General features: G+C 64.2%; 26 protein-coding genes. 22 read left to right on the top strand and 4 right to left on the bottom strand.

Annotated features, from left to right (window positions below; translation table 11 throughout):
• Positions 1-28: 28 nt before the first annotated feature.
• Genes HGO92_RS15520 through HGO92_RS15490 form a run of 7 tightly spaced genes read left to right on the top strand, consistent with a single transcriptional unit; the run spans position 29 to position 5,617 of the window.
• On the top strand, positions 29-1,576 hold the full coding sequence (locus HGO92_RS15520; protein ID WP_169996553.1) for a molybdopterin-dependent oxidoreductase: 1,548 nt from the start codon (positions 29-31) through the stop codon (positions 1,574-1,576).
• Between the two features lie 29 nt (positions 1,577-1,605).
• Positions 1,606-2,820, top strand: coding sequence for a molybdopterin-binding protein (locus HGO92_RS15515; RefSeq protein WP_169996386.1), 1,215 nt, complete (start codon positions 1,606-1,608; stop codon positions 2,818-2,820).
• The gene (gene moaC, locus HGO92_RS15510; RefSeq protein WP_169996384.1) at positions 2,808-3,293 is read left to right on the top strand and encodes a cyclic pyranopterin monophosphate synthase MoaC; all 486 of its coding nucleotides are present in this window, start codon (positions 2,808-2,810) and stop codon (positions 3,291-3,293) included. The genes HGO92_RS15515 and moaC overlap by 13 nt, the downstream gene beginning before the upstream one ends.
• Before the next feature lie 56 nt (positions 3,294-3,349).
• The gene (locus HGO92_RS15505; RefSeq protein ID WP_169996552.1) at positions 3,350-3,940 is read left to right on the top strand and encodes a molybdenum cofactor synthesis domain-containing protein; all 591 of its coding nucleotides are present in this window, start codon (positions 3,350-3,352) and stop codon (positions 3,938-3,940) included.
• Positions 3,930-4,361 carry a molybdenum cofactor biosynthesis protein MoaE gene (locus tag HGO92_RS15500; RefSeq protein WP_169996382.1) on the top strand — a complete coding sequence of 144 codons (432 nt, stop codon included), beginning with the start codon at positions 3,930-3,932 and terminating at the stop codon, positions 4,359-4,361. Before HGO92_RS15505 ends, HGO92_RS15500 begins: the two co-directional genes overlap by 11 nt.
• Before the next feature lie 16 nt (positions 4,362-4,377).
• Entirely contained in the window at positions 4,378-5,136 is a 759-nt protein-coding gene (gene dapB, locus HGO92_RS15495) for a 4-hydroxy-tetrahydrodipicolinate reductase (RefSeq protein WP_169996380.1), read from the top strand.
• Positions 5,129-5,617 carry a tetratricopeptide repeat protein gene (locus HGO92_RS15490; RefSeq protein WP_169996378.1) on the top strand — a complete coding sequence of 163 codons (489 nt, stop codon included), beginning with the start codon at positions 5,129-5,131 and terminating at the stop codon, positions 5,615-5,617. Before dapB ends, HGO92_RS15490 begins: the two co-directional genes overlap by 8 nt.
• Before the next feature lie 70 nt (positions 5,618-5,687).
• Here HGO92_RS15490 and HGO92_RS15485 read toward each other — a convergent pair whose 3' ends face one another.
• Positions 5,688-6,890 carry a heparan-alpha-glucosaminide N-acetyltransferase domain-containing protein gene (locus HGO92_RS15485; protein WP_169996376.1) on the bottom strand — a complete coding sequence of 401 codons (1,203 nt, stop codon included), beginning with the start codon at positions 6,888-6,890 and terminating at the stop codon, positions 5,688-5,690.
• Between the two features lie 138 nt (positions 6,891-7,028).
• Here HGO92_RS15485 and dapA point away from each other — a divergent pair, with 138 nt between their 5' ends.
• The 6 genes from dapA (at position 7,029) to HGO92_RS15455 (ending at position 14,319) form a co-directional block, all read left to right on the top strand.
• The gene (dapA, locus tag HGO92_RS15480) at positions 7,029-7,940 is read left to right on the top strand and encodes a 4-hydroxy-tetrahydrodipicolinate synthase (RefSeq protein WP_169996374.1); all 912 of its coding nucleotides are present in this window, start codon (positions 7,029-7,031) and stop codon (positions 7,938-7,940) included.
• Between the two features lie 8 nt (positions 7,941-7,948).
• Positions 7,949-9,640: a ribonuclease J gene (locus HGO92_RS15475; protein WP_169996372.1), complete on the top strand. Its 1,692-nt coding sequence runs from the start codon at positions 7,949-7,951 to the stop codon at positions 9,638-9,640.
• A 140-nt stretch (positions 9,641-9,780) separates the two neighbouring features.
• Complete coding sequence (locus tag HGO92_RS15470) at positions 9,781-12,621, top strand: FtsK/SpoIIIE family DNA translocase (RefSeq protein WP_169996370.1); 2,841 nt, start codon at positions 9,781-9,783, stop codon at positions 12,619-12,621.
• A gap of 18 nt (positions 12,622-12,639) precedes the next feature.
• Positions 12,640-13,239, top strand: coding sequence for a CDP-diacylglycerol--glycerol-3-phosphate 3-phosphatidyltransferase (gene pgsA / locus HGO92_RS15465; RefSeq protein ID WP_169996368.1), 600 nt, complete (start codon positions 12,640-12,642; stop codon positions 13,237-13,239).
• On the top strand, positions 13,236-13,736 hold the full coding sequence (locus tag HGO92_RS15460; RefSeq protein WP_169996366.1) for a nicotinamide-nucleotide amidohydrolase family protein: 501 nt from the start codon (positions 13,236-13,238) through the stop codon (positions 13,734-13,736). Before pgsA ends, HGO92_RS15460 begins: the two co-directional genes overlap by 4 nt.
• A gap of 142 nt (positions 13,737-13,878) precedes the next feature.
• Complete coding sequence (locus HGO92_RS15455; RefSeq protein ID WP_169996363.1) at positions 13,879-14,319, top strand: helix-turn-helix domain-containing protein; 441 nt, start codon at positions 13,879-13,881, stop codon at positions 14,317-14,319.
• A gap of 97 nt (positions 14,320-14,416) precedes the next feature.
• On the opposite strand, the gene HGO92_RS15450 is transcribed toward HGO92_RS15455, so the two are convergent.
• Positions 14,417-14,911, bottom strand: a complete 495-nt coding sequence (locus HGO92_RS15450) for a MarR family winged helix-turn-helix transcriptional regulator (protein WP_169996361.1) — start codon at positions 14,909-14,911, stop codon at positions 14,417-14,419.
• A gap of 62 nt (positions 14,912-14,973) precedes the next feature.
• Here HGO92_RS15450 and HGO92_RS15445 point away from each other — a divergent pair, with 62 nt between their 5' ends.
• The 6 genes from HGO92_RS15445 (at position 14,974) to dapF (ending at position 20,487) form a co-directional block, all read left to right on the top strand.
• On the top strand, positions 14,974-15,195 hold the full coding sequence (locus tag HGO92_RS15445; protein ID WP_169996359.1) for a DUF3046 domain-containing protein: 222 nt from the start codon (positions 14,974-14,976) through the stop codon (positions 15,193-15,195).
• Between the two features lie 205 nt (positions 15,196-15,400).
• On the top strand, positions 15,401-16,453 hold the full coding sequence (gene recA / locus HGO92_RS15440; RefSeq protein WP_169996357.1) for a recombinase RecA: 1,053 nt from the start codon (positions 15,401-15,403) through the stop codon (positions 16,451-16,453).
• 6 nt (positions 16,454-16,459) lie between these two features.
• Complete coding sequence (locus HGO92_RS15435) at positions 16,460-17,017, top strand: regulatory protein RecX (protein WP_169996355.1); 558 nt, start codon at positions 16,460-16,462, stop codon at positions 17,015-17,017.
• A 72-nt stretch (positions 17,018-17,089) separates the two neighbouring features.
• On the top strand, positions 17,090-18,619 hold the full coding sequence (gene miaB / locus HGO92_RS15430; protein ID WP_169996353.1) for a tRNA (N6-isopentenyl adenosine(37)-C2)-methylthiotransferase MiaB: 1,530 nt from the start codon (positions 17,090-17,092) through the stop codon (positions 18,617-18,619).
• Positions 18,620-18,631: 12 nt separating this feature from the next.
• A complete protein-coding gene (miaA, locus tag HGO92_RS15425) occupies positions 18,632-19,555 on the top strand; it encodes a tRNA (adenosine(37)-N6)-dimethylallyltransferase MiaA (RefSeq protein ID WP_169996351.1) in 924 nt (307 codons plus the stop codon).
• On the top strand, positions 19,552-20,487 hold the full coding sequence (gene dapF / locus HGO92_RS15420) for a diaminopimelate epimerase (protein ID WP_169996349.1): 936 nt from the start codon (positions 19,552-19,554) through the stop codon (positions 20,485-20,487). The genes miaA and dapF overlap by 4 nt, the downstream gene beginning before the upstream one ends.
• Positions 20,488-20,489: 2 nt before the next feature.
• Here dapF and HGO92_RS15415 read toward each other — a convergent pair whose 3' ends face one another.
• The gene (locus HGO92_RS15415; RefSeq protein ID WP_169996347.1) at positions 20,490-21,101 is read right to left on the bottom strand and encodes a class I SAM-dependent methyltransferase; all 612 of its coding nucleotides are present in this window, start codon (positions 21,099-21,101) and stop codon (positions 20,490-20,492) included.
• A 417-nt stretch (positions 21,102-21,518) separates the two neighbouring features.
• On the opposite strand from HGO92_RS15415, the gene hflX reads away from it, so the two are divergent.
• Positions 21,519-23,066 carry a GTPase HflX gene (hflX, locus tag HGO92_RS15410; RefSeq protein WP_169996345.1) on the top strand — a complete coding sequence of 516 codons (1,548 nt, stop codon included), beginning with the start codon at positions 21,519-21,521 and terminating at the stop codon, positions 23,064-23,066.
• Positions 23,020-25,092 carry an ATP-dependent DNA helicase gene (locus HGO92_RS15405; RefSeq protein WP_346768975.1) on the top strand — a complete coding sequence of 691 codons (2,073 nt, stop codon included), beginning with the start codon at positions 23,020-23,022 and terminating at the stop codon, positions 25,090-25,092. Before hflX ends, HGO92_RS15405 begins: the two co-directional genes overlap by 47 nt.
• A 162-nt stretch (positions 25,093-25,254) precedes the next feature.
• Here the strand turns inward: HGO92_RS15405 and lexA are convergent, their stop codons facing one another.
• On the bottom strand, positions 25,255-26,019 hold the full coding sequence (lexA, locus tag HGO92_RS15400) for a transcriptional repressor LexA (protein ID WP_169996343.1): 765 nt from the start codon (positions 26,017-26,019) through the stop codon (positions 25,255-25,257).
• Positions 26,020-26,292: 273 nt separating this feature from the next.
• On the opposite strand from lexA, the gene HGO92_RS15395 reads away from it, so the two are divergent.
• Entirely contained in the window at positions 26,293-26,667 is a 375-nt protein-coding gene (locus tag HGO92_RS15395; protein WP_169996340.1) for a LysM peptidoglycan-binding domain-containing protein, read from the top strand.
• Positions 26,668-26,708 lie beyond the last annotated feature (41 nt).

Genomic DNA, 26,708 nt, shown 5'->3' with positions numbered 1-26,708 from the left:
ACCGGGCGAATCTCCGCCGAACAGCACGATGCCGAACAGCACTGCGCCGAACGGATGGGCGGCAGCCGCCGGGGCCGCTGCTGCGCTGCTGGGAACGGCCGCCGGTGAGCTGGCCGCGGCGTTCCTGAGCCCCTCCGTCTCGCCGCTGACCGCGGTTGGATCCGCCGTCATCGACGTGTTGCCGCCGGTCGTGAAGGACGCGGCGATTGCGGTCTTCGGGACGGCGGACAAGGCCGCGTTCTTCGTTGCCATGGCATTGGTCATCGCGGCCCTCGGCGGCCTCGCCGGAGTGCTCGAAGTACGACGGCGGTACGCTGGCGGTGCCGTCATCCTCGCCTTTGCGGCCACCGGCGCGGTCGCTGTGCTGGCCGCCCCGCAGGCCGAACAGTTGGCACTGGCCGCCCCGGTGGTTGCCGGGGTGGTGGCGCTGGTGGCGCTGCGGGTCCTGGTCCGGCGCTGCGTCCAAGCCGCCGCCGCTCATACACAGCGGGACGGTCCGGGGCAAGACCCGGCCCGCCGGACCTTCCTGTTGTGGCTGGGAGGTACCGCGGCCGCGGCGGCGCTGACCGCCGTCGTCGCTACGAGCATCCGCAGCGCCCAGCAGGGCGCAGCCCGCCTCCGCCAGGCCTTCCAACTTCCCGCCCCGGCCGATCCGGCGGAACCGATTCCGGCAGCCGCGACGCTGCCGGTAGCGGGCATCACGCCGCTCGTGACGCCAAATCCGGATTTCTACCGGATCGACACCGCACTCGCGGTGCCCGTGGTCAATGTGGACCAGTGGCGGCTGAAGGTGACCGGCATGGTGGAGCAGGAAGTGGAGCTGGACTTTGATGAGCTGGCCAGCCAGGAACTGGCGGAGCGGTACATCACGTTGTGCTGCGTCTCCAACCCGGTGGGCGGGGACCTGATCGGCAATGCGAAGTGGCTGGGCTGGCCGGTCCGGAAGCTGCTGGCGCGGGCCCGCCCGCAGGCCGGGGCGGACATGGTGCTCTCGCGCAGCGTGGACGGCTGGACGGCTTCGACGCCGCTGGAGGTGCTGACCGACGAGAGGGATGCGCTGCTGGCCATCGGCATGAACGGGGAACCGCTGCCGCTTGAACACGGTTTCCCGGTGCGGCTGGTGGTGCCGGGGCTCTTCGGCTACGTCTCCGCCACCAAATGGGTCACCGAACTGAAACTGACCCGCTTCGAGGACGAGACCGCCTACTGGACCACCCGGGGCTGGAGCGCCCGGGGACCGGTGAAAATGAGCTCTCGGATCGACACGCCGCGCAACGGCGCACGGCTCGAGCCCGGGGAGGTGGACATCGGCGGCGTGGCCTGGTCCCAGCACACCGGCATCAGCGCTGTGCAGCTGCGGGTCGACGACGGCCCGTGGCAGGACGCCGAACTGGGCGCGCCCATTTCCGCCGATACCTGGCGGCAGTACCGGTACCGGTGGAACGCCTCGGCAGGCCGCCACCGTCTCCAGGTCCGCGCCATCGACGCGGCGGGCATGGTGCAGACCGGCGAGAGCGCCCCGGTGGTGCCGGATGGAGCCACCGGCTGGCATACCGTGAGCGTGACCGTCGCTTAGGATGGCTCCTGAAGAGAAGGGAGTTGCGCGTGGCCGCTACAGTAGCCGAGCACCGCAAGGCGGTCACCGAGCTGGTCCGCGCCGCCGTGCAACGCAACGCCCGGGCTGCAGCTACGGTCGGGCTGCTTGAGGCGCGCAACCGGATCCTGGCCCGGGACATCACCGCCCCGGTCAGTCTGCCGCCCTTCGCCAACTCGCAGATGGACGGCTACGCCGTGGACAGCGCGGCAGCCGCCGGCCGGCCGGAGTTTGCGGTGGCCGAAACCATTGCCGCGGGTTACCCCGCTCCGCCGCTGGCCGCGGGCTTCGCGGCCCCGATCATGACCGGAGCCATGCTGCCGGCCGGAGCGGACGCCGTCGTCCCCATTGAACAGGCAGATCCGGACGGTTTCCGCACGCCCGCCCCGGGGTTGACGGTGAGGCTGCCGGCCAACGTTCCGGCCGGCCAGTTCGTCCGCTCCGAGGGCAGCGACATTGCCGCCGGCACCCTTGCCCTCGCCGCCGGCACGCGGCTCAAGCCGGCCCAGCTGGGACTGCTGGCGGCGCTCGGCGTCGCGGAGGTTGCGGTGCGGCCGCGGCTGCGCGTGCTGCTGCTGAGCACCGGCGACGAAGTCATCGCACCCGGCGGCACACTGGGTCCCGGGCAGATTTTCGATGCCAACACCACCTTGCTGGCGGCCGGGCTCGCCGAGGCCGGCGCGGACGTGGCCGGCAGCCGGATCCTGGCCGATTCCCCGGAGGACTTCCTGGCCCGGCTGCACGAGGACCTGGAACGGCACCAGCCGGATTTGCTGCTGACCTCCGGCGGCATCAGCAAGGGCGCCTTTGAGGTGGTTAAGCAGGCCCTGGCCCAGGACCAGGTGGAGTTCGGCCCGGTGGCGATGCAGCCCGGCGGACCCCAGGCCATCGGTACGGTGGGCGGCGTGGCTTACCTGGGTTTTCCGGGCAACCCGGTCAGTTCGCTGGTGTCCTTCGAGACTTTCCTCCGTCCGGCGCTCAGCGAGGTGCTGGGCGACCCGGAGCCGCGCACCGTCCTGCAGGTGCCGCTGGCCGAGGCTGTCCTGTCTCCGGCGGCCAAGCACCAGATCCGGCGCGGCCATTACGACGGCGGCTCCGTCACCTTGATCGGCGGTCCCGGCTCGCACCTGCTCTACGCCCTGGCAGCGTCCAACGCGCTGGTGCATTTTCCCGTCGGCGTAACGGAGGTCCCGGCCGGGTGGAACGTGGAAGTATGGCTGTTATGAGCGAGCAGGACCGGTTGACCCATGTCCGCGAGGACGGTACGGCGCACATGGTGGACGTCAGTGCCAAGGCCGAAACGACCCGTGAAGCCACCGCGCAGGCAGTGCTGACTACGCGGGCGGACGTAGTCTCCCTGCTGACCGCCGGCGGCCTGCCCAAAGGCGACGCCCTGGCGGTCAGCCGCGTGGCCGGCATCATGGCCGCTAAGCAGACGCCGTCGCTGATTCCGCTGTGCCACCCGCTGCCCATCAGCAAGGTCACCGTGGACTTCTTCCCGGGCACCAGCGAGGTGCGGATCGAGGCGACCGTGCGCACACGCGGAGTTACCGGCGTCGAAATGGAAGCACTCACTGCGGCCTCGGTGGCGGCGCTGAGCCTGTACGACATGATCAAGGCCGTGGACAAGCACGCCGTCATCGGCGGCATCAAGGTGCTGGCCAAGTCCGGCGGCAAGAGCGGGGACTGGACGCTGTGAGCACTGAATCCAGCAACGGCACCGGCACGGCCAGTGCCACCGGCACCGCCAGCACCATCGGAGGCGCGGGCAGGCGGCGCACCGCCGGCGTCGTTGTCGCCTCCACCCGCGCGGCAGCCGGGACGTACACGGACCGCAGCGGGCCGATCATCACAGAGTGGCTGGCCGCCGAAGGCTTCGAGCCGCTGCCCGTTCGCGTGGTCCCGGACGGGCCCGAGGTTCGAGCGGCGTTGGCGGACCTGCTGGCCGAGGGCGTCCGGGTCCTCATCACCAGCGGCGGCACCGGCCTGACCCGTGACGACCGCACGCCGGAGATCACCGCTGCGCTCCTCGACAAGGAAGTGCCCGGGATCATGGAAGCCATCCGCGCCGCCGGCCGGCCCCACACGCCGCTCGCCGCCCTGAGCCGCGGGGTGGCCGGAGTGGCAGGCGGAACCTTCATCATCAATCTTCCGGGCTCGCCCGGCGGCGTCCGCGACGGGCTCGCAGTGCTGCAGCCGCTGATCGAGCACATCTGCACCCAGCTGGAAGGCCGCCGCGACGCCGGACACGAAGCAGTCGGACACGAAGGCCCTGGACACCTGGCCGCCGCGGAGAGCTCCACCCACACCACAAGCCACAAAACCGGAGGGCATCATGGGCACTAGCGAAGTGCTGTACGCAGGGGTCGCCGATTCCACCTTGGACGTTGCGCAGGCGATGGCTGCAGCGGAGTCACCCGAATGCGGCGCCGTCGTGACTTTCAGCGGCGTAGTCCGCAACCACGACGGCGGGGAAGCGGTGTCCGCGCTGGGCTACTCCGCACATCCCAGCGCAAGCCGGGTGATCGCCGAGGTCGCCGCCGACATTGCCGCGAAGTATGACGGCGTGCGCATCTGGGTTGCGCACCGGATTGGATCGCTGCAGATCGGGGACCCGGCACTGGTAGCCGCCGTCGCTTCCGCCCACCGGGCCGAAGCGTTCGCCGCGGCGTCGGAACTGGTGGATACCGTCAAGGAACGGGTGCCGGTCTGGAAGGAACAGCACTTCGCGGACGGACGTACCGAATGGGTGGGCATCGGCCAGTAGCGATACGCTGGAAACCATGACTGAACAACTTGCGGTGGCCGTGCTCGGTGCCGGTGGACGAATGGGCGCGGAGGCGGTCAAGGCCGTTGACGCCGCCGAAGACCTCAAACTTGTGGCGGCACTGGGTCGCGGGGACAGCTTGGATTCGCTGACCGGCACCGGCGCACAAGTCGTTGTGGATCTGACCACGCCGGACAGCACCGAAGCCAACGTCCGTTTCGCCGTCGAACACGGCATGCACGCCGTCGTCGGTACTACCGGCTGGGACGAACAGAAGCGCCGCAACCTGGCCGCACTGCTGGAATCGCACCCGGGAACCGGCGTGCTGATCGCGCCCAACTTCGCGCTGGGCTCGGTGCTGGCGTCCGCGTTCGCCGCCAAGGCTGCCAGGTACTTCGAATCGGTGGAAATCATCGAACTGCACCACCCAGACAAGGTCGATGCGCCCTCCGGCACCGCGGTACGCACGGCGCAGCTGGTCGCCGCATCGCGCGAAGAGGCCGGCGTTTCCGCCAGCCCCGACGCCACCACCAAGTCCCTCGACGGCGCCCGCGGTGCGGACGTGGACGGGGTCCGGGTGCACAGCGTGCGGCTGCGCGGCCTGGTGGCGCACCAGGAAGTGCTGCTCGGCGGCCCTGGGGAACAGCTGACCATCCGGCACGACTCGTTTGACCGTGCCTCCTTTATGCCCGGAGTCCTGCTGGGCGTGCGCGCTGTGGCAGCCCACCCGGGATTGACCTACGGCCTGGACGGATACCTTGACCTCAATGACTGACTCCGCAACCCCGGGAACCGGCTCCGCTTCCTGGTATTCGCGCCACGGCGAGAAGATCTGGGTCTCGGCGATCATCTTCCTGCTGCTCGCATACATGGCGCTGACCGTGCACCGCGCTTGGCTGCTCCTGCAGGACCCGCAGCCGGTGGCGATCGCCCTCGGCGCCGCCCTGCTGGTGCTCCCGGTGATCGGCGCATGGGCACTGATCCGCGAAATCCTCTTCGGCTCGAGGATGTCGAAACTGGCCAAGATCCTCGAAGCCGAGGGCGGGCTGCCGGTGGACAATCTGCCACGCACCCCGGGCGGACGCATTGTCCGCGAGGCAGCGGATGCCGAGTTCGAAAGGTACAAGGTGGAGGCCGAGGCCGCGCCCGAGGACTGGCGCAGCTGGTTCCGGCTTTCCTGCGCCTACGATGCCGCCCGCGACCGCAAGCGCGCCCGCGAATCCATGCGCAAGGCGATCGAGCTCAGCCGCAGCTGAATCCGCCGCCGACAGCGGCAGGCGGGCGTCCCGCCGTCGTACGTTTGATACGTAAGCGAAGTGGCGGGCGTCAGCTGTATTGGCGGTGGCCGCCGCGGATGGCGTCGCGGGTGGCCCGCGAGGTGGTGGAAGTGATGTATTCGAAAGGCCCCCGCCGGTCCAGCACTCGCAGAGTGGTGCCCACGGACAGGGCCACGATGACCTGCACCCAGTAAATCTCGTTGTCCCCGGGCCAGACCGCATTCTTCGGGATCAAGCTCATCACCCAGACATGCACGGAGTATAGGGTCAGAGTCATGGCACCGGCGCCCGAGAGCGGCAGCAGCAGATTCGGCTTCTTCGTGGTCAGCAGCAGGCAGATGGCAAGCACCACCGCCGCCGTACCGGAGGTATGCAGCAGATCGAAGGTTGTGCCGGAATGCGGGCCGGAAATCCCCAGCCACCACCAGGAATCGTCCGTGTCCACCCAACTGAGGTTCACCTGGTAGATCAGGGCGAAATCCGCACGTTCCGCCGCCTCGGTGGAGGCGAGCTGGCGGTAGCCGCCCAGACCATCCATGATGAGCCACGAGCCGGCCTTGGCCAGCGCCGCCGCCGCCAGGCCCCCGGAAAGCAGCCACAGCTGGACCACCGCGCGGCGGATATCCAGCCTGCCGATGACAAGTCCAACCAGGATGTAGCCAAGCCACTGCAGCACGGGGTAGTAGCCGGTGACGAAGATGTCGGCCAGGAACGTGGACGGGATAAACACGTCGAGAATCATGGGATTGTGCCCCAGGCTGCCCAGGCCGAGCGTGTTTTCCAGCCATGGGCGCAGCAGGTAGGCAGCCACCGGGGAGAGCACCAGCCAGCCACCGGCCCACGCTGCCAGCACGGGCAGACGCAGTTGCAGGAACGGCAGGGCGCAGAGGAACAGCACCGCATAGTGCACAAGGATGACGGCAATGCTGACGTTCAGCGTGCCAAGCATCAGACCAACGACGGCGATAATGGCCGCCCGCACCGTAATCCCGGACCGGTCGGCCAGTAGCGACCGGCCGCTGTGAGGGCGGCTGCCGCCGGTCAACAGGCCAAGCCCGACGCCGGCCAGGACCGCGAAGAGGGCCGAGGACCGGCCGGAGAGCACCAAGCCGCTGAAACTGGGCTCGGGGTTGGCGCCGGCGGTCCACAGCGGAAAGATATGGGTGGCCATCATGCCCAGCAGGGCCAGGCCCCGGGCAGCGTCGATTCCGGCCAGCCGCTGCCCGGCGGAACCGCTGTGAGTGGATGCCATAATCCGATATTCTCACAGCCCCCTGTATTGGGGCCCGCGGCGTAATAATCGCAGCGCCTCGAGGCGGAAAGGGCCCGTGATACGAAACTCCTGAGGGCCGTTGCGGCAAACCGAGGTCCACGCGGTAACGTTTTGTCTATGTCTGAGTCTTCTTCCCGTGAGTACACCTTCGGAACTTTGGTGACTGCCATGGTTACCCCCTTCAACGAAAAGGGGGACGTGGATTATGAAGTCGCTGGAAAGCTGGCCCTCAAGCTCGTCGAGGACGGCTGCGACGGGCTGGTGGTCACCGGGACCACGGGGGAGACTTCCACCCTGCTGGACGAGGAAAACCTCGGCATGTTCCGCGCGGTGGTAGACGCCGTCGGCGGACGGGCAAAGGTCATCGCCGGCTCCACAACCAACGACACGCGGCACTCCATCCGTCTGTCCCAGGAGGCAGCGAAACTAGGCGTGGACGGACTCCTTGTCACCACGCCGTACTACAACAAGCCGAGCCAGGCCGGTGTCCAGGCACACATCGAAGCGATCGCGGACGCTGTCGATCTGCCTGTCATGGTTTACGACATCCCCGGCCGCGCCGGCATCCCGATCGAGACCGAGACCCTGTACCGGCTGGCCGAACACCCGCGCATCGTCGCGCTGAAGGATGCCAAGGCGGACTACCAGGAGACCACCCGCGTCCTGGCGAACACCGATCTGGACGTGTACGCCGGCGATGACTCGCTCACCCTGCCGCTGATGGCAGCGGGAGCCGTCGGCCTCGTGTCGGTCAGCGCCCATGTTGCGACGGCGCAATACCGCGCACTGGTCGATGCCATGCATGCCGGTGATCTGACTACAGCCCGACGGCTGCACTTTGAGCTGGATCCGGTCCAGCGGGCGGTGATGACCCATATCCAAGGGGCGGTTGCGTCCAAACTCATTCTTAAGTGGCAGTCCGTTCTGCCCAACTCGGTGGTCCGCTTGCCTTTGGTCGAGCCGTCCGACGCCGAGATCGCAATGATCCGCGCAGACCTCGAAGAGGCCGGCTGGAACCTGGAGGTTTGATCTAAAGTATGAGCGAGTCCACAATTACAGAGCTGCGCACCCCGCCAAAACTCGCCGCCGGTACCCTGCGGGTAGTGCCGCTGGGCGGCCTGGGCGAGATCGGCCGGAACATGGCGGTGTTCGAGATCAACTCGAAGCTGCTGATTGTGGATTGCGGTGTCCTCTTCCCCGAGGAACACCAGCCGGGTGTGGATCTGATCCTGCCGGACTTCTCCTACATCGAGGACCGCCTGGACGACATCGTTGGTGTGGTCCTGACCCACGGGCATGAGGATCATATCGGTGCCGTCCCGTACCTATTGCGCATGCGCCAGGACATACCGCTGATCGGTTCCCGGCTGACTCTGGCACTGGTCGAGGCCAAGCTGACCGAGCACCGCATCAAGCCGTACACGCTGACTGTTTCCGAAGGCCAGATCGAGCAGTTCGGGCCATTCGAGTGCGAATTCGTCGCCGTCAACCACTCGATTCCAGACGCTTTGGCCGTCTTCATCCGAACGGCCGCGGGCAATGTCCTGCACACCGGCGACTTCAAGATGGACCAGTTGCCGCTGGACGGGCGCCTGACGGACCTGCGGGCCTTCGCCCGGCTCGGCGAAGAAGGCGTGGACCTGTTCATGTCGGATTCGACCAACGCCGACATCCCCGGGTTCACTACCGCGGAAAAGGAAATCGGACCGGTGCTGGAACGGCTCTTCGGGCAGGTCCAGAAACGGATCATCGTCGCGTCGTTCTCTTCGCACATCCACCGCGTCCAGCAGGTGCTCGACGCCGCCGCCGCCCACGGCCGCCACGTAGCATTCGTCGGCCGCTCCATGGTGCGCAATATGGCCATCGCCGAGAAGCTGGGCTACCTGAACGTACCTCCGGGCATTATCGTCGACCTGAAAAACGTCGAAGACTTCCCGGATGACCGCATCGTGCTTATGTCCACCGGCTCGCAAGGGGAGCCAATGGCTGCCCTCTCGCGGATGGCCAACGGGGACCACCGGATCCAGGTTGGCAAGGGCGACACCGTGATCCTCGCGTCGTCGTTGATCCCGGGCAACGAGAACGCGGTCTTCCGGATCATCAACGGCCTGCTCAAGCTGGGGGCCGAGGTCATCCACAAGGGTACGGCCAAGGTCCATGTCTCCGGCCATGCCGCTGCCGGCGAACTACTGTATTGCTACAACATCCTCCAGCCCAAGAACGCGATGCCGGTCCACGGCGAGACGCGCCACCTGATCGCGAACGGAAACCTGGCGCGGCAGACCGGCGTGGCCGACGAAAATGTCCTGCTGGCCGACGACGGCAGCGTGGTCGACCTCGTCGACGGCAAGGCGCGCATTGTGGGCCAGGTCGAATGCGGCTTCGTCTACGTGGACGGCTCCAGCATCGGCGAAATAACGGACTCGGACCTGAAGGACCGCCGGATCCTGGGCGAAGAAGGCTTCATCTCGGTGATCACCGTAGTCAACCGCAGTACCGGCAAGATTGTCTCCGGCCCGGAAATCCATGCGCGCGGCTTCGCCGAAGACGACGCGGTCTTTGACAACATCAAGCCCCAGATCACTGCAGCCCTGGAAGAAGCAGTGGTAGGCACGAAGGAGCACACCACCTACCAACTCCAGCAAGTGGTCCGCAGGGTCGTGGGTACCTGGGTCAATAAGCGACACCGCCGCCGGCCCATGATCGTACCTGTCGTGCTCGAAGCCTGATCTGCTCTCTGTTGCGCTCCGGCGGCCTGTCGCCGTTGCGGCAGTTGGTGCTGCCGCCGCGCCCGTGATTCGGCTGACACCTGCTCGTGCTCGATGGCAAATCCCCCAGTTGCCGGGTCTTTGCGGGTAACGTATCCGATATGGCGACTCGTACTTCTCCTGCCAAAAAAGGCACCCAGCAGTCGCGCGGTAAGAACTCAGGCAGTGCTTCGCGCTCTACTGCGGGACGCGGCGCGGCCAAAACCAAGGCCCTCAATGTGCAGCCGGAGGACCACCTTCCGCTGCCGCTGAGGATGGTCCGCGGCGCTTGGATGGGTACCGCGCACATCGTCGCGGCCGGCATCCGCAAACTCGGTCCGGATGTCCATCCGGACAAAGACCTGCGCCGCGACGGCACTGGTTTCTTCATGCTCCTGCTGGCCGTGGTCATCGCAGCGGTCGAATGGTGGGCCCTCAACGGCGGATTTGCCGACGTCGTGCACGCGGTCGCCGGCGGGACGTTCGGCTGGATGGCACTGCTGCTGCCTGTTTTCCTGCTGATCTTCACCGTGCGCCTGATGCGCTCCCCGGAGGATGCCCGCGGAAACAACCGGATCGCCATCGGGCTGACTCTGATGACGCTGTCCGGAACAGCCCTGGCACACGTCATCGGCGGCGAGCCTGGTTTGGCGGACGGGCTGGATGCATTGTGGGCCGCCGGCGGCATGGTCGGTTTCCTTATCTCTTCGCCGCTGGCAACCATCAACATGTGGCTCGCGGTTGCCGTCTACTCGCTGCTGGCCTTCGTCAGCCTGCTCATCGTTACCGCCACGCCGTTCCGGCATATTCCGGCCCGGCTCCGCGCCCTTTACGAAGGCCTCATGGGCCAGGATCTCAACGCGGTCACGGCCAACGGTCATGACCAGAGCTACCTCTATGAATCGGACCGGAGCGAGCCGAAGGCGAAGAAGCCCCGGAAGCGCAGGTTCGGCCGCGACAAGCATGAGTCCGAAGAGGAAGAGCACGACGACGGCTACTACGGCGACGAAGCCTTCGAGACACCCGTCATTGAAGACGAGGACGCTTCGAGTGCCGGAGCCCCCGGACCGGCCGCCCCGAAGGTGCCGCCGGGCGTGCGCCGTCCGACCCAGTCCGAGCTGGCAGCCGAGAAGCTCAAGCGCGACCAGGGCCTCCTGCCGGAGGGTGCCACCGAGGCCATCCCTGTTGTGCCCCCTGCCTCGACCGGGAGCGTCGCGGCGGTGCCGGCCAACCCGGTCCAGCCACAGCCGCCGGCGACGCCCATTCCGCAACGGACCGAGCAGCTTCAGCTCTCTGGCGATGTGGCGTACACGCTGCCGCCCTCGGACTACTTGCCTGCGGGCCCCCCGTCGAAGGAGCGCTCGGAAGCCAATGACGCCGTCGTTGCCGCGCTGACCCATACGTTGGACCAGTTCAAGGTGGAGGCCCACGTGACGGGGTTCTCCCGCGGCCCGACCGTGACCCGGTATGAAATCTCACTCTCGCCGGGCACCAAGGTGGAGCGTGTGACGGCGTTGTCCAAGAACATCTCCTACGCGGTGGCCAGCTCGGACGTCCGGATCCTGAGCCCCATTCCGGGCAAGTCCGCCATCGGCATCGAAATCCCGAACACGGACCGCGAGACGGTGTCTCTCGGTGACGTGCTGCGGTCCAACAACGCGCGCAAGACGGATCATCCGATGGTCATGGGCGTGGGCAAGGACGTCGAAGGTGGCTACGTCGTGGCCAACCTGGCGAAAATGCCCCACCTGCTCGTGGCCGGCGCCACCGGTGCCGGTAAATCCGCGTTCGTGAACTCCATGGTCACCTCAATCCTGATGCGCTCGACGCCGGACGAGGTCCGCATGGTCATGGTGGATCCGAAGCGTGTGGAACTGACCGCATACGAAGGCGTCCCGCACCTGATCACGCCCATCATCACGAACCCGAAGAAAGCCGCGGAAGCGCTGCAGTGGGTGGTTCGGGAGATGGACACCCGCTACGACGACCTGGCCAACTTCGGCTACAAACATATCGACGACTTCAACAAGGCCGTGCGCAACGGCAAGGTCATCCCGCCGGAAGGCTCCAAACGGATCGTCAAGCCGTACCCGTACCTCCTGGTGATCGTGGACGAGCTTGCCGACCTGATGATGGTCGCCCCGCGTGACGTAGAAGACTCCATTGTCCGGATCACCCAGCTGGCCCGTGCAGCCGGCATCCACCTGGTGCTCGCCACGCAGCGGCCTTCGGTCGACGTCGTTACCGGCCTGATCAAGGCCAACGTGCCCTCCCGAATGGCGTTTGCCACGTCGTCGGTCACCGACTCCCGCGTGGTGCTGGACCAGCCGGGCGCCGAAAAGCTGATCGGCCAGGGCGACGCGCTCTTCCTGCCGATGGGGGCCAACAAGCCCATGCGCGTCCAGGGCGCCTGGGTTAGCGAGACCGAGATCCACAAGGTTGTCGAACATGTCAAGGGCCAGCTGCAGGCGGTGTACCGCGAGGATGTGGCCGTCGAGGCACCGAAGAAGCAGATCGACGACGACATCGGGGACGACCTGGAGGTGCTGCTGCAGGCCACCGAACTGGTCGTGACCACGCAGTTCGGCTCCACCTCCATGCTGCAGCGTAAGCTCCGGGTCGGTTTCGCCAAGGCCGGGCGACTGATGGACCTGCTCGAGTCCCGCGGCGTGGTGGGCCCGTCCGAAGGCTCGAAGGCCCGGGACGTGCTGGTGAAGCCGGACGACCTCGCCGTGACGCTTGCTGCAATCCGGGGCGACGATGTTCCGGCAGCGGCCGCACCGGGCGCAGACCCGATGACGGATGCTCTCGCCGACAACGCCAATGCCAACCACAACTTCGACCAGGCCGGGCCGGAGGATCTTGTCCAGGCAGACCTGGACGCCAGGGCCCAGGCCGCGGAGTATTACGACGACGATGACGACCAGGGATCGGAAGATGCCTGGAGCCTGACCGGCCGATAGACGGGTAACCTTAGCGTCGTGACTGATTCACCAGCCCATCCGGTGCCCACGCTCAACATTGCCAACGTCCTCACGACGGTGCGCATCCTCCTGGTGCCGGTCTTCATCTGGCTTCTGCTCGCGGACAACGCCGAGCACGGGCTGTTCCGGTGGATCGCCGTCGTCGTTTTCGCCGTTGCTATCTACACCGACAAACTGGACGGCGATCTGGCCCGCAGCAGGGGCCTGATCACCAACTTCGGCAAGATTGCCGATCCGATTGCCGACAAGCTGCTGATCGGGTCCGCCCTCATCCTCCTGTCTGTCCTCGGCGAATTGCCTTGGTGGATCACGGTGGTCATCCTGGTGCGCGAACTCGGCATCACTTTGTTGCGGTTCGTGGTGATCAAGTATGGCGTCATGCCGGCGTCGCGAGGCGGCAAGTTGAAGACCGTTCTCCAGACCCTTGCCATCTTCCTGTATCTGCTGCCGCTGGGAACCTGGCTGGGGGAGTGGGCAGTCTGGATCGCCTTTATTGTCATGTTGGTGGCAGTGCTGGTGACAGTGGTGACCGGCGTCGACTATGTTCTCAAAGCTGTCCGGCTACGGTCCGGGGCACGACGGGAGGCCGGAAAGTGAACGAGCATACGTTGGCGCAGCAGGTTGTCCTGGCCGCCGTCGCGGACGGCGTGACAATCGGCACGGCCGAATCACTGACTGCCGGAATGGTCTCTTCGGCACTGGCAACCGTTCCCGGCGCGTCGGCTGCCTTGCAGGGCGGCATCGTGTCTTACCAGAGCGAGGTGAAGTCGGGCGTGCTCGGGGTTGATCAGGACCTGCTGGCCACAGAGGGGTCGGTCCACGCCGATGTGGCCAGGCAAATGGCTGAAGGAGCCCGTCGGGTCCTTGGCGCCGACATTGCTGTTTCGACCACCGGTGTGGCTGGTCCGGAACCGCACGGGGGCAAGCCAGTAGGCACTGTATTCATTGGAACTGCCGGTGCGGACGGTTCGGCTGCGGTGGGCTTTACCTTCAGCGGCGGGCGGGCAGAAATCCGTGCCCAAGCGGAGGAAGCCGCATTGGAACAGTTGCTGGATGCTATCCAGCGGACCACAGCGGCGCGTGGTCAAAGGTGACCTATCCCGCATCTTTCATGTCACGGGAACAAAATAATTAGCCCAGTAGTTATCAAAGGTGTCAGCAACTGTTACGGTAGTTGGCCTAAGCTGGAGACAAGCGGCAGCAGCCGCCATGCATTGAGGGAGTAAGGCGATACAGATGGTCAAGCAACCCGTGTCCGTAAACGGCGTCGTCCGTTGGCGTGATGTGGGTCTGACGGAAGAATCCCACCGGGAGCAGAAGGAGCGCAAAATGGTAGTGCTACGCCACGAGATCGGTGACGTCTTGCGCGACGTCCGGCAGCGGCAGGGCCGCACCCTGCGCGAAGTTTCACACAGCGCCCGTGTTTCCCTCGGTTACCTGAGCGAAGTGGAGCGTGGCCAGAAGGAAGCATCTTCAGAGCTTCTCTCGTCTATCTGCTCGGCTCTTGATGTTCCGCTTTCCCTGATGCTCCGCGAAGTCAGTGATCGCGTCGCTGTTGCAGAAGGTGTGGTCATACCCGATACCGTGCCGCAGGAACTTTCCCGCGAGTTTGTCGCCGACATTCCGGACGAACTGCCGGACGGCCTGAGCCGCGGGCTCGCATCCGCGCGGTCCTAACACGCCAATAAGCGGGCCGGTTACTTGGGGTCAGGTAACCGGCCCGCTTTTTTGTTGCGCGGTTTTAGTGCCCGCGACGCGGCGTGCGCAGTCTTTCTCAGGGCTGGTCGTGCGCCACCGGCTGTTCATGGGCATAGGACTCGTTGAGGCGGTCAAGTAACTGGGCAAGGGACGTTAGATCGTCCACACTCCAGTCTCCGAGCCGGTCATGGAAGGCTGCCTTCCTGGCGGTTTGGGCGGAGTGCAATTTCTCCCGACCGGCTTCGGTCAGGGTGATGGCCTGGGCGCGGGCGTCCAGCGGATCCGTTTCCTTCTGGACCAAGCCCAGCTGCTCAAGGAGTGCGACCTGACGGCTGACGGAAGGTTTACCCACCCCGATGCTGGCTGCCAGCTCGGTCAGGCGCATCGAGTCCTCTCGCTGCAGCAGCATCAGCAGCCCATACGCTGCCGGCTCCATGTCCGGGTGCACCTGACGTGCCACACGGTGGGAGTTGGCTCGGGCGCGGCGCCACAGGAGACTGAGCTGTTGTTCCAGGGCATCGATTGCCACGTCGAAACCAGTCTCGTCCGGTGCGGGATCCTGTCGGGTCATGAAGCCATTGTAGTGAGACGGTGGAACTCCCGTCGCAGGCGCTGCCGTGAGAGGATGGAAATGTGCGCATAAGTGACTTCTGGCGACTGATGGATGACGAGTTCGGGCCGGGATATTCGCGTGTCCTCGCTGCGGACCTCGTTCTGACGGGGCTCGGCGGGAGGACTGCCATGGCCGCTCTCGAAGCGGGGATACCGCCAAAATCGGTCTGGCTGGCCGTGTGCGAGATGCAGGACGTGCCGGCCGAGCGACGTCTGGGCCGGGATATCAAGCCGTCCCGATAAGTACCGACACGCCTAGAAAATTCGCAGATGTGTTCGAATCAGTGCTTGTGAGCGGATAAGCTCCTACACAGAGGCTGGAATCTGCGCAGTGTGCGCGGATTATCCACAAACGACATCCCTGATCAGATTCTGTCAGTGCGGAAAGCTACGGTCAGAGTGAGTAATGAACATGGTCCTGAGGGGCCCCAAGATACCGAGGTGAAGAATGGCCGCACCAGCTGACCGCGAGAAGGCTCTGGAAGCAGCGCTTGCACAAATCGATAAGCAGTTTGGCAAGGGCTCAATCATGCGCCTCGGCGATGACACCCGGGCGCCCATCGAAACAATTTCCACCAGTTCCATTGCCCTGGACATAGCTTTGGGCATCGGCGGACTGCCACGCGGGCGCGTGGTGGAAATCTATGGTCCGGAATCTTCCGGTAAGACCACGTTGGCTTTGCATGCCGTTGCCAATGCGCAGCGCAAGGGCGGTATTGCCGCGTTTATCGACGCGGAACATGCCTTGGATCCCGAGTATGCCAAAAAGCTTGGGGTGGATACTGATGCTTTGCTCGTGTCACAGCCGGATACCGGTGAGCAGGCGCTGGAAATCATGGACATGCTCATTGGCTCGGGGTCGTTGGACATCGTCGTCATTGACTCGGTCGCTGCGCTCGTTCCACGGGCCGAAATTGAAGGCGAAATGGGCGACACGCATGTCGGGCTCCAAGCCCGGCTGATGAGCCAGGCTCTGCGTAAGATCGCGGGCCGGCTGCACCAGAGCAAGACGACGGCGATCTTCATCAACCAGCTGCGTGAAAAGATCGGTGTCTTCTTCGGCAGCCCGGAGACGACCACCGGTGGTAAGGCCCTGAAGTTCTACGCCTCGGTCCGCATCGATGTTCGGCGGATCGAGACCTTGAAGGAAGGCTCCAACCCCGTCGGTAACCGCACCCGGGCCAAGATCGTCAAGAACAAGATGGCTCCGCCCTTCAAGCAGGCGGAATTCGACATTCTGTACGGGCACGGCATTTCCCGCGAGGGCGGCCTGATCGATATGGGTGTTGAGCAGTCGCTGGTCAAGAAGTCGGGTGCCTGGTTCACCTACGACGGTGACCAGCTGGGCCAGGGTAAAGAAAATGCGCGCAGATTCCTGGTTGACAACCCGGACCTGGCGGACGAGATCGAACGCCGGATCAGGGAGAAGCTTGGCATCGGGGTTGTGCCGGACGAGGGCGAAGGCGGGGAGCCCAAGCTCAAGGCCGTCGACGGTTTCTAGCCTGTCATGACCGGCAAAAGAAGCAGGGCTGCGGGGCCAACTCCCGGCAGCCCTGCGTACCAGGCTTCCGAAGCGGACCCGCATGAGGTGGCGCGGTCAATAGTTCTGCGGCAGCTCACGATGGCTCCCCGCAGCAGAAAGCAATTGGCGGAGAAGCTGGCCGAGCGCGATGTTCCCGGCGATGTCGCGGCTGCCGTGCTGGACAGGTTCGAAGAGGTTCAGCTCATCGATGACGCTGAATTCGCCCGAATGTGGGTGCGCAGCCGGTCCCAGACGCGGGCTTTGGCTCGTGGGGCGCTCAAGCGGGAGTTGGCGGACAAAGGCATCGACGGAGACATGGCGGACCAAGCGCTCAACCAGTTGACGCCCGAGGACGAACTGGAAAGTGCCAGGGAGCTGATCCGCCGGAAAATCCGGCCCGACTGGAATCTGGGCGACCGTCTCGTTAGGGACAAGCACGTGCGGCGCCTGGTTGCCATGCTGGCCCGGAAGGGCTATCCGCCCTCGATGGCGTTTCGCGTGGTGAACGAGGAACTCGACGTCCCGCAGGGAACCTGGGACTGACAAATACGTGTTTGCCCTGGGTCCTCGGGTGCCGATTGTGGCGACCTGCTTGGCAGGTCTTACCCTTAAGAGGTGAGCGTGACCATCCCTGCCCCCGAATCGATCCTGCCCGAAGGCACCCAACGTACATATCAGGTACGGACCTTTGGCTGCCAAATGAACGTGCATGACTCCGAACGCCTGTCCGGCCTGTTGGAGAATGCAGGTCTGGTGGAAGCGCAAGGCGCCCGGGCCGACGTCGTTGTTTTCAACACTTGTGCAGTACGCGAAAACGCGGACAACAAGCTGTACGGAAACCTCGGCCAGTTGGCTCCCGTCAAGGAACAGAACCCCGGTATGCAGATAGCCGTCGGTGGATGTTTGGCGCAGAAAGACCGGGAGACAATCCTTAAGAAGGCTCCATGGGTTGACGTGGTCTTCGGCACGCATAACGTGGGCTCGCTGCCGACGCTGCTGGAACGGGCGCGGCACAATAACGAGGCACAGCTGGAGATCCTCGAATCCCTGGACGTCTTTCCCTCCACGCTGCCGACAAAGCGGGATGCGGTCTACTCGGGCTGGGTCTCCATTTCGGTGGGCTGCAACAACACCTGCACGTTTTGCATTGTGCCGTCCCTTCGAGGCAAGGAACGGGACCGCAGGCCAGGGGACATCCTGTCCGAAATCCAGGCATTGGTCGACGATGGCGCCATCGAAGTTACCCTGCTAGGGCAGAACGTGAACTCGTACGGCGTCGAATTCGGCGACCGGGGTGCGTTCGCTAAGCTGCTGCGCGCGTGCGGCGATATTCAGGGTCTTGAGCGGGTGCGGTTCACGAGTCCGCATCCGGCTGCGTTTACTGACGACGTCATCGATGCGATGGCGGAAACGCCCAATGTCATGCCCCAGCTGCACATGCCGCTGCAGTCGGGTTCGGACAAGGTGCTCAAGGACATGCGCCGCTCCTATCGGTCAACCAAGTTCCTGGGCATCCTGGACAAAGTGCGGGACCGCATCCCGCACGCGGCCATTTCAACCGACATCATCGTAGGATTCCCCGGGGAAACCGAGGAAGACTTCCAGGCGACGCTGGATGTGGTGGAGAAGTCCCGCTTTGCAACCGCATTTACGTTCCAATACTCGAAGCGTCCGGGGACGCCGGCCGCGGAGCTGCCGGACCAGCTTCCCAAATCCGTTGTCCAGGAACGCTATGAGCGACTCACGGCCTTGCAGGACAGGATTTCCGCGGAGGAGAACGCCAAGCAGGTAGGACACCGGGTCGAAGTCATGGTCACCGCTCAGCAAGGCCGCAAAGCCAGCGAGACCCATCGGTTGTCGGGCCGGTCCCGCGACCAGCGGCTGGTCCACTTCTCGGTGCCGGCAGGCGCAGAGCCACCGCGTCCCGGGGACCTGGTGACAGTGGCAATTACGGAGGCCGCACCGTTCCATCTCGTTGCCGACCCGGACAACGCCGCCGATTACTCGGTACGCCGGTCCCGCGCGGGAGATGCATGGGACCGGTCCCAGGCTGAATCCTGTGGCGTTCCGTCGGCTGGGTCGGCCAGCGGAGCCAAGGCTGCCGTATCCCTGGGGATGCCGGTACTGCCTGTCCGCAGCAACTAACCCGGGGACGGAATGGGCAACGGAGCCGCGCCGGCGCCGCCGGTCATTGCGGTCGTCGGACCTACCGGCTCGGGCAAATCGGATCTGGCCGTCGCGTTGGCGCAGCGGATTGATGCCGAAATTATCAACGCCGATGCCATGCAGTTCTACCGCGGCATGGATATCGGCACGGCCAAGATGCCCGCGGTCGAACGCCAGGGAGTACCCCACCACCTGCTCGACATTCTTGATGTCCGTCAGGAAGCCAGCGTTTCGGCGTTCCAGCAGCAGGCCCGTGCGGCCATTGCCGACATAAGCAACAGGGGCCGGCGGGCCATTCTCGTCGGCGGATCAGGGCTGTACATCAAGGCGGCCCTGGACGTCATCGATTTCCCCGGAACCGATCCCGGGCTCCGCGGCCAACTCGAAGCAGAGCTGGACGCGCACGGCCTGCCTGCAATGCGGGAACGGCTGGCAGCCGTGGACCCGATCTCGGCGGCCCGTCTCGGGGATGGGCGCCGGGTGGTGCGTGCCCTTGAAGTCCATGCATTGACCGGACGTCCGTTCAGCTCCTACATGCCTGACCGCCGCTACTGGCAACCGGCTGTACAGATCGGTCTGGAAGTAGAGCGGGACGAGCTCAAGGAACGCCTGGCGCTGCGAGTCCATCAAATGGTCGAGGAGGGCTTGTTGGACGAGGTTCGTTGGCTGGAAGGCCACGGGCTGCGGGACGGGAAGACGGCCGCGCGCGCGTTAGGATACTCACAGTTCCTGCGGGTACTTGACGGACAGCTGTCCATCGAAGGGGCGGTTGAGGAAACAGTTGTGGCCACGCGCAAGTTCGCCCGCCGCCAGCTGACCTGGTTCCGTGCAGACCCGCGCATCCATTGGCTTCATTGGAAGGACGAGTTCCTCGTGGACAAGGCGGCGGCCGAGGTCGCTAAGCTTGGACAGTGACCGATACTTCCAGCGCAGCAATTCTGACTTCTCTTTCCGGAACCGCATTCTCGAAAGGTCACGGCACCGGCAATGACTTTGTCCTGATCGCCGATCCCGACGGAACGCGGCAGATCGGGCCGGAAGCTGTGGCAGTTCTCTGCGACCGACACCAAGGAATCGGCGGTGACGGCCTGATCCGCGCGGTGCGTTCCAAGCATCTGGCCGAGGGCCGCGACCTGCTCATGATGGCGCCCGAGGCCGAATGGTTCATGGACTACCGCAACGGGGACGGATCCTTCTCGGAAATGTGCGGCAACGGCGTTCGCGTGTTTGTGCACTTCCTGATTGAGCAGGGCTTTGTCACATTGAGCGAGGGGCAGTCCCTGACCATCGGCACGCGCGCCGGACTCAAGGTCATCACGCGCTCCAACGACGGCTATGCGGTGGATATGGGGCCCTGGGAGTTCATCTTTCCCGACCAGGCCGCCGCCAAAGCCATGGATTCCCTGGTCAATGCGGAGGGATTGGAGGTACCGCGGCCCGCGCTGAGCATCAGCATGGGAAATCCCCATACCGTGGTTGCATTGGCTGAACTTGACGAGCTGGCAGCCACAAAGCTGCACGAATCACCCGAAGTTGATCCGCAGCCCGCCAACGGCACCAATGTCGAATTTGTTGTCCCGGCCGAGCCGCTGGTTCACAACGGTGCCGGACATATCACCATGCGGGTACACGAGCGCGGGGTCGGCGAAACACAGTCGTGCGGAACCGGGGCGTGCGCCTCGGCCGTAGCCATCCGGCACTGGGCCGGCTCAGGAGCACCGAACGAATGGCAGGTGCAGGTACCCGGCGGCACCGTGCATGTCAGTTTCCTGCCCGGCCTTGACGGCAAAGAACATGTGCAGCTCAGCGGCCCGGCGGTTCTAGTCGCCACCGGGACCATCGCCTAGCTTCAGGCAGCCCGGGTGACCCGCAGTATCCTGAAGGCCTTGGCCGTGCTTTCGCGGCGTATCGAAAACTCCCCGGGAAGCTCGGCGGCTAACCAACGCTGCAGCGAATCGGAACCGAGATTCTTCTGCACCACTAGCCAGGCGTTTCCCCCAGACGCGAGTCGCGGCAGCCAGAGCATGAGCAGAGAATGCAGCTCGCTCTTGCCGATCCGGATCGGCGGATTGGACCAGATCGCATCGAAGCGGAGCGCCGGATCGACTTCTTCAGGCAGGCAAGCGCGGACGTTCGCCAGCCCGAGCGCGCGGGCGTTGTCATTGGTCAAGGCGATGCAGCGGGGGTTGACGTCGACGGCAGTCACCGTTGCCCCGGGGGACTTCAAAGCAAGGGTGAGAGCGATTGGTCCCCAGCCGCAGCCAATGTCCAGCAAATTCCCGCTGGCCGGCGGGGCCGGCACCTCAGCCAGGAGAACCGCCGTCCCCTTATCAATGCCCTCCGGGCTGAAAATTCCGTTGGACGTCGTCAAGCGGCGGGACTCACCGTCCAACACTACGGTCAGAGGCTTTCGGATCTCGGGTTTTCCGGGATCCGCACTGAAGTAATGATCTGTGGCCATAATCCGCCAGAGTAGTGCGCCAGGAGCGGAATGTGTATCTAGGCAGTCCTAACGAGGGCCGAAGTGCTGGTATGGTAGGTCCATGTGGAATAAGTGATTGTGCTGTTGCGGCTGACCTGAGCCGCGCCGAATCTTCTCTGCCGTTGAGCCCAGCTCCGAGGGAAGATGATGCACCTCAATCCGGAAGCGTAACCAAGTTCCTTCTTCCTTGAACCTGCGGCGGTGTGTGCCGCAGTTTTCCGATCTTCATCAGCCGAAGCCAAACGCTTCGGCGCCTACCAGATTATGCGCCGGCGGACACGCGCCGCCCGTTGTCAGGAGGATTTCTTGACCCCTCATCAACAAAGACCGGCTGGTCCCTCGGTACCCGACGCCGCTGAGGTCTACGATAGAACTACAGACTTTTCAAAGGAGAGCATGTCCACCACTAGCAACAGCCAGCCCTCGCCGGAACCGGAGCTGAGCCCCGAGGAAATCCAGGCGGTCATTGACCGGATTCTGGCCAAGGATACTGCGGCACGGACGAAGTCCGGCGGTGTCAGAGGCAGGGCACAGGCCATCTCGACGTTGGACGAGGAACACTCGGAATTCGACGGCGAGCAACAGGACTTGGCCGAACGGCGCGCCTTGCGCCGGGTTGCAGGTCTTTCTACCGAACTCGAAGACGTCACCGAGGTTGAATACCGGCAGCTGCGGCTCGAACGAGTCGTCCTTGCCGGTCTCTGGACTGAAGGAACCGCCGACGACGCCGACAATTCGTTGCGCGAGCTTGCAGCCCTGGCAGAGACCGCAGGTTCCGAGGTACTCGACGGCGTAGTGCAGCGGCGGCTCAAGCCGGACCCCGGCACGTTCCTTGGATCCGGCAAGGCCCAGGAGTTGCGGGACATCGTGATGGGCACGGGTGCGGACACCGTCATTGTGGACGGCGAACTTTCCCCGTCGCAGCGACGGGGCTTGGAAGACATCGTCAAGGTCAAGGTGATCGACCGGACAGCCCTGATCCTTGATATATTCGCCCAGCATGCCAAGAGCCGCGAAGGCAAAGCGCAGGTGGAACTGGCCCAGCTCGAATACCTGCTTCCGAGATTGCGTGGCTGGGGCGAATCAATGTCCCGCCAAGCTGGTGGCCGGGTCGGCGCTGCCGGTGGCGGCATCGGATCCCGCGGCCCGGGTGAAACCAAGATCGAACTGGACCGGCGCCGGATTCGCACCCGGATGGCGAAGCTGCGCAGGGAAATTACAGGGATGAAACCTGCACGGGATACGAAGCGGGCCAACCGAAAACGCAATGCTGTTCCGTCCGTTGCCATCGTCGGCTACACCAATGCGGGCAAGTCGTCGTTGTTGAACCGTCTGACCAATGCGGGCGTACTGGTGGAGAACGCGCTTTTCGCCACCCTCGACCCCACGGTGAGGAAGGCCGAAACCGCCGATGGCCTCGGCTATACCCTGGCCGACACGGTCGGCTTCGTCCGCTCGTTGCCTACTCAGCTGGTTGAGGCATTCCGCTCGACCTTGGAAGAGGCAGCGGATGCAGATCTCATTCTGCACGTGGTCGACGCCTCCCACCCGGATCCCGAAGGGCAGATTGCCGCTGTCCGGGAAGTGCTCACTGAGGTCGACGCGCGAAAGCTCCCGGAAATCGTAGTCCTGAACAAGGCGGACGCAGCCGACCCGTTTGTCATCGAGCGACTGCGCCAGCGTGAACCGCGGCACGTGGTAGTTTCGGCGCGCACCGGCCAAGGGATCCCGGAACTGCTTGAGGCCATCAGCGACGGAATTCCACGTCCCACGGTCAAGCTTGAGTTGTTGATTCCGTATGACCGTGGCGAAGTGGTGAGCCGGCTGCATAGCCCGGATGCGGAAATTCTCTCCGTCGAACATGTCGAAAACGGAACGAAGCTGGAAGTGAAGGTCCGTGAAGGGCTGGCGGCAGAGCTCGGACCCTTCCTCCATCGTGGCTGAGGCATCGTTGACCGAAAAGGAAGCGTTGCGTCTGCTTGACGTTGCGGTGCGTGCCATGGGCGGGCAGAACCGCGCGGGGCAGCATGAGATGGCCGACCGCGTTGCCGAGGCGTTCAATAATCAGGAACATCTGCTCGTTCAAGCGGGGACGGGCACCGGCAAATCATTGGCGTATCTCATTCCTCTGATCGTCCATGCCCTGGAGAGCGAGAAGCCCGCAGTTGTTTCCACTGCGACGCTGGCCTTGCAATCACAGATCGTCAAGCGCGACCTGCCGCGATTACTCGAGGCTATCTCGGACGAACTGCCCCGGCCGGTAGATGTAGCCCTCCTGAAGGGGCGCAACAACTACCTCTGCCGGCACAAGCTGGCGGGTGGTTTCCCCGAGGATGACGTTCCGGACGCTCTCTTCACTCTTGGCGAGGATGCCGTACCTCATCCTGCCCCGCCAACCGGCGGACCGGCCTCCGGGCTGGGAAAAGAAGTGGTACGACTGCGGGAATGGGCGGACGAAACTGACACCGGCGATCGGGATGAGATCGTCCCCGGCGTCAGCGATCGCGCCTGGCGACAAGTTTCGGTCAGTTCCATGGAGTGCCTCGGAGCACAGAAGTGTCCGATGGCGGCAGAATGTTTCAGCGAGCTAGCCCGCACGCGAGCCGGTGAAGCGGACGTCGTGATCACCAACCATGCGCTGCTGGCTATCAATGCCTTTGAAGGCCTGTCGGTACTTCCGGAATACGACGTGGTAGTCATCGACGAAGCACATGAGCTGCAGGACCGCGTCACCAGCGCGGTCGCTGGGCAGCTCTCGGTGGCGATGGTGCATACAGCGGCGTCCATGGCCCGCAAGCATACTGCGGCCAGCGTCGAGTCGATCAACAGCGCAGCGAAGAGCCTCGAAGTATCCTTGGCAGCAACTGCCACGGGGCTGATGGCCTCCGGGCTCCGTGACGATCATGAAATGGCGTTGACACAGTTGCGGGAGGCTTGCCGGATCGCACTTTCCGACTCCAAGTCGGACACGTCCAACAATGCGGACGGTGGACGGCAGATGGCCCGCTCCAGACTGATGGTTGTGCTGGAGGTGTGCGACCGGATTCTCTCGGCGGCTCAGGCTCGGGAAGTCTTGTGGATTACCAGGCCTAGTAATTTCGCGTCCGGAACGGATTTCGGTTCAGAGGACGATACGCAGCCCGCAACAGTCAACGTTGCACCCCTATCCGTGGCCTCACGGCTACGTGAAGGATTGTTTGACGGCCACACTGTGGTTCTGACTTCCGCGACGTTAGCCATCGGCAACGCTTTCGATGCAGTGGCAGGATCGCTGGGACTGATGGGGGCCGGTGCACCGGCCTATTCGAGCGCAGACGTTGGAAGCCCGTTCGACTATCCGAAGCAGGGAGTGCTGTATGTGGCTTCGCATTTGCCGAAGCCTGAACGCGGAACCAGCGCGGAACAGCTGGACGAGTTGGAAGCACTGCTGAAGGCTTCCGGAGGCGGGGCATTGGGCCTGTTCTCATCCCGGCGGGCGGCCGAGGAAGCGGCCGCCGAAATGCGGCGGAGGATTAGTAGCGAAATCCTGTGCCAGGGCGAGTCTTCGATCGCTGCCTTGGTCAAGCAGTTCGCGGCGGAGCCGGATACCTGCTTGTTCGGGACGATGACACTGTGGCAGGGTGTGGACGTACCCGGAGACGCCTGTAGGTTGGTCGTCATCGATCGGATTCCGTTTCCGCGTCCGGATGACCCTCTGATGACAGCGAGGACCCGCTCGGTGGCGCAAGCTGGTGGCAACGGTTTTATGGCCGTCTCCGCTACCCACGCCGCAGTCCGTCTGGCTCAGGGAGCCGGACGCCTTATTCGCGCCGCGGGCGATCGTGGCATGGTCGCAATACTGGATTCCCGCTTGGCAAACGCCCGGTACGGCAGTTTCCTCCGGTCTGCTTTGCCTCCATTCTGGTCTACTAAGGACCGGAGTGTGGCGCTGCAGATCTTGGAACGTCTCTCGGCACGTCAGTCGGGTTGACGGGCACGTCAAAGGCAACCCACGGTACTCGTGACATGGAAGGCCCCGGCCCTTAGCTCCGGTCCATCCGAAGACATGGACATCGTTGCAAGGATCGTAGGGCGCCGCGCCGCATCCAGCGGGAAAGCGGCTCCCAGCCACCTCGGCGAACACGGCGTTCGGCTACAGAGTGCGCATTACTGAAACCACTTTGCCCATCACCGTTGCATGGTCGCCGAGGATCGGTTCGTATTGGGTATTTTGGGGCAGCAACCACGTATGGCCGTCCCGCTGCCTGAATGTCTTCACAGTTGCCTCGTCATTAAGCAGGGCTGCGACAATGTCTCCGTTGTTGGCGCTTTGCTGTCGCCGCACGACAACCCAATCGCCATCGCAGATCGCTGCATCGATCATGGAATCGCCGGAGACCTTGAGCATGAACAGTTCGCCATGGCCAACCAGCTGTCGCGGAAGTGGCATGACGTCCTCGACGACCTGATCCGCCAGGATTGGACCGCCGGCGGCGATGCGACCGACGAGGGGAACCATAGCTGTATCCGACGCACTGCCGAGATCCGAAACGGTGGAACCGTTGATACTTCGCAGATTGCCTGCTTGTTCCATCCCGGCCACCTGGACAGCGCCGTCCTCAATAGTGAGCGGAGTCAGCACCTCCATTGCGCGGGGACGCTTGGGGTCACGACGGATGTAGCCCATCTTTTCGAGTTGGATCAGCTGGTGGGTCACGCTGGAAAGGCTTGCCAGTCCGACTGTGTCCCCGATTTCCCTCATCGATGGCGGATAACCATTGGCACTTACAGAGCCCTGGATGGTTTCAAGGATCTTCTTTTGGCGCGCAGTGAGGCCCTTGGACTGCCCCGCAGCCCGAGTCGGCTTTGTCTGTTTGCTGTCTGATGTGGCAGCTGCGTTGGAAACATTCTTCGACATGGCCGGACTCCGGTTTCTCCGTCCGATCCGATTCAGCAGTGCCGTGCCTGAACCGAACCGGAATCTTATTTTGTCAGTGGCAGCTGATGCACTGCATGTACGGCCACCTTTAGCTTTAACGCTAGGGGAGTCGCGGTGAACTTTCAAACATTTGTTCTAGTGAGTCTCGACAATGTTCGATCATAAGTGCTAAAACTGTGGAAGAAGGATTCGAACGTGAGTTCGAGTAGTTGATCTCGGACATCAGCGTTCGAAGATCGGGAAAGGTGTCATATGTCTGCACAGCTCGCACCGCAGTCGCCTGCCGTACCGCGCCACGCTCAACCACTCCAGCTAACCCGCCGGGGCCGCCTGCTGTTGATCGGCCTTCCGCTCATCCTGTCAGCTGCTGCCCTGTTGACGCTGATCGGCTTCTTTACTGCTCCCGCAATGGCCTCTACCGGCGACCGTCTAGGAGTTGGCGAGACGATCACCGTGACGGTCGGCGCCGGGCAGACCCTGTGGGAAGTCGCCAGTGCCGTTGCCCCTGAACGGAATCCGCACGATGTGATTGCCGAGATTTCCCAATTGAACAACCTTCCGGGCTCGGTTGTGCAAGCCGGACAGCAAATCCACGTTCCCGTCAGCGGCAGCGGCCAACGGCCGTAATATGAGACCCTCCGGCTGGCCCGATTCCTGCCCCGGGCCGG

Source organism: Crystallibacter degradans, from assembly GCF_012952295.1.
Classification (GTDB): domain Bacteria; phylum Actinomycetota; class Actinomycetes; order Actinomycetales; family Micrococcaceae; genus Crystallibacter; species Crystallibacter degradans.
Note: the sequence above shows the minus strand (reverse complement) of the source record. Positions and strands in the feature narration are given on the sequence as shown.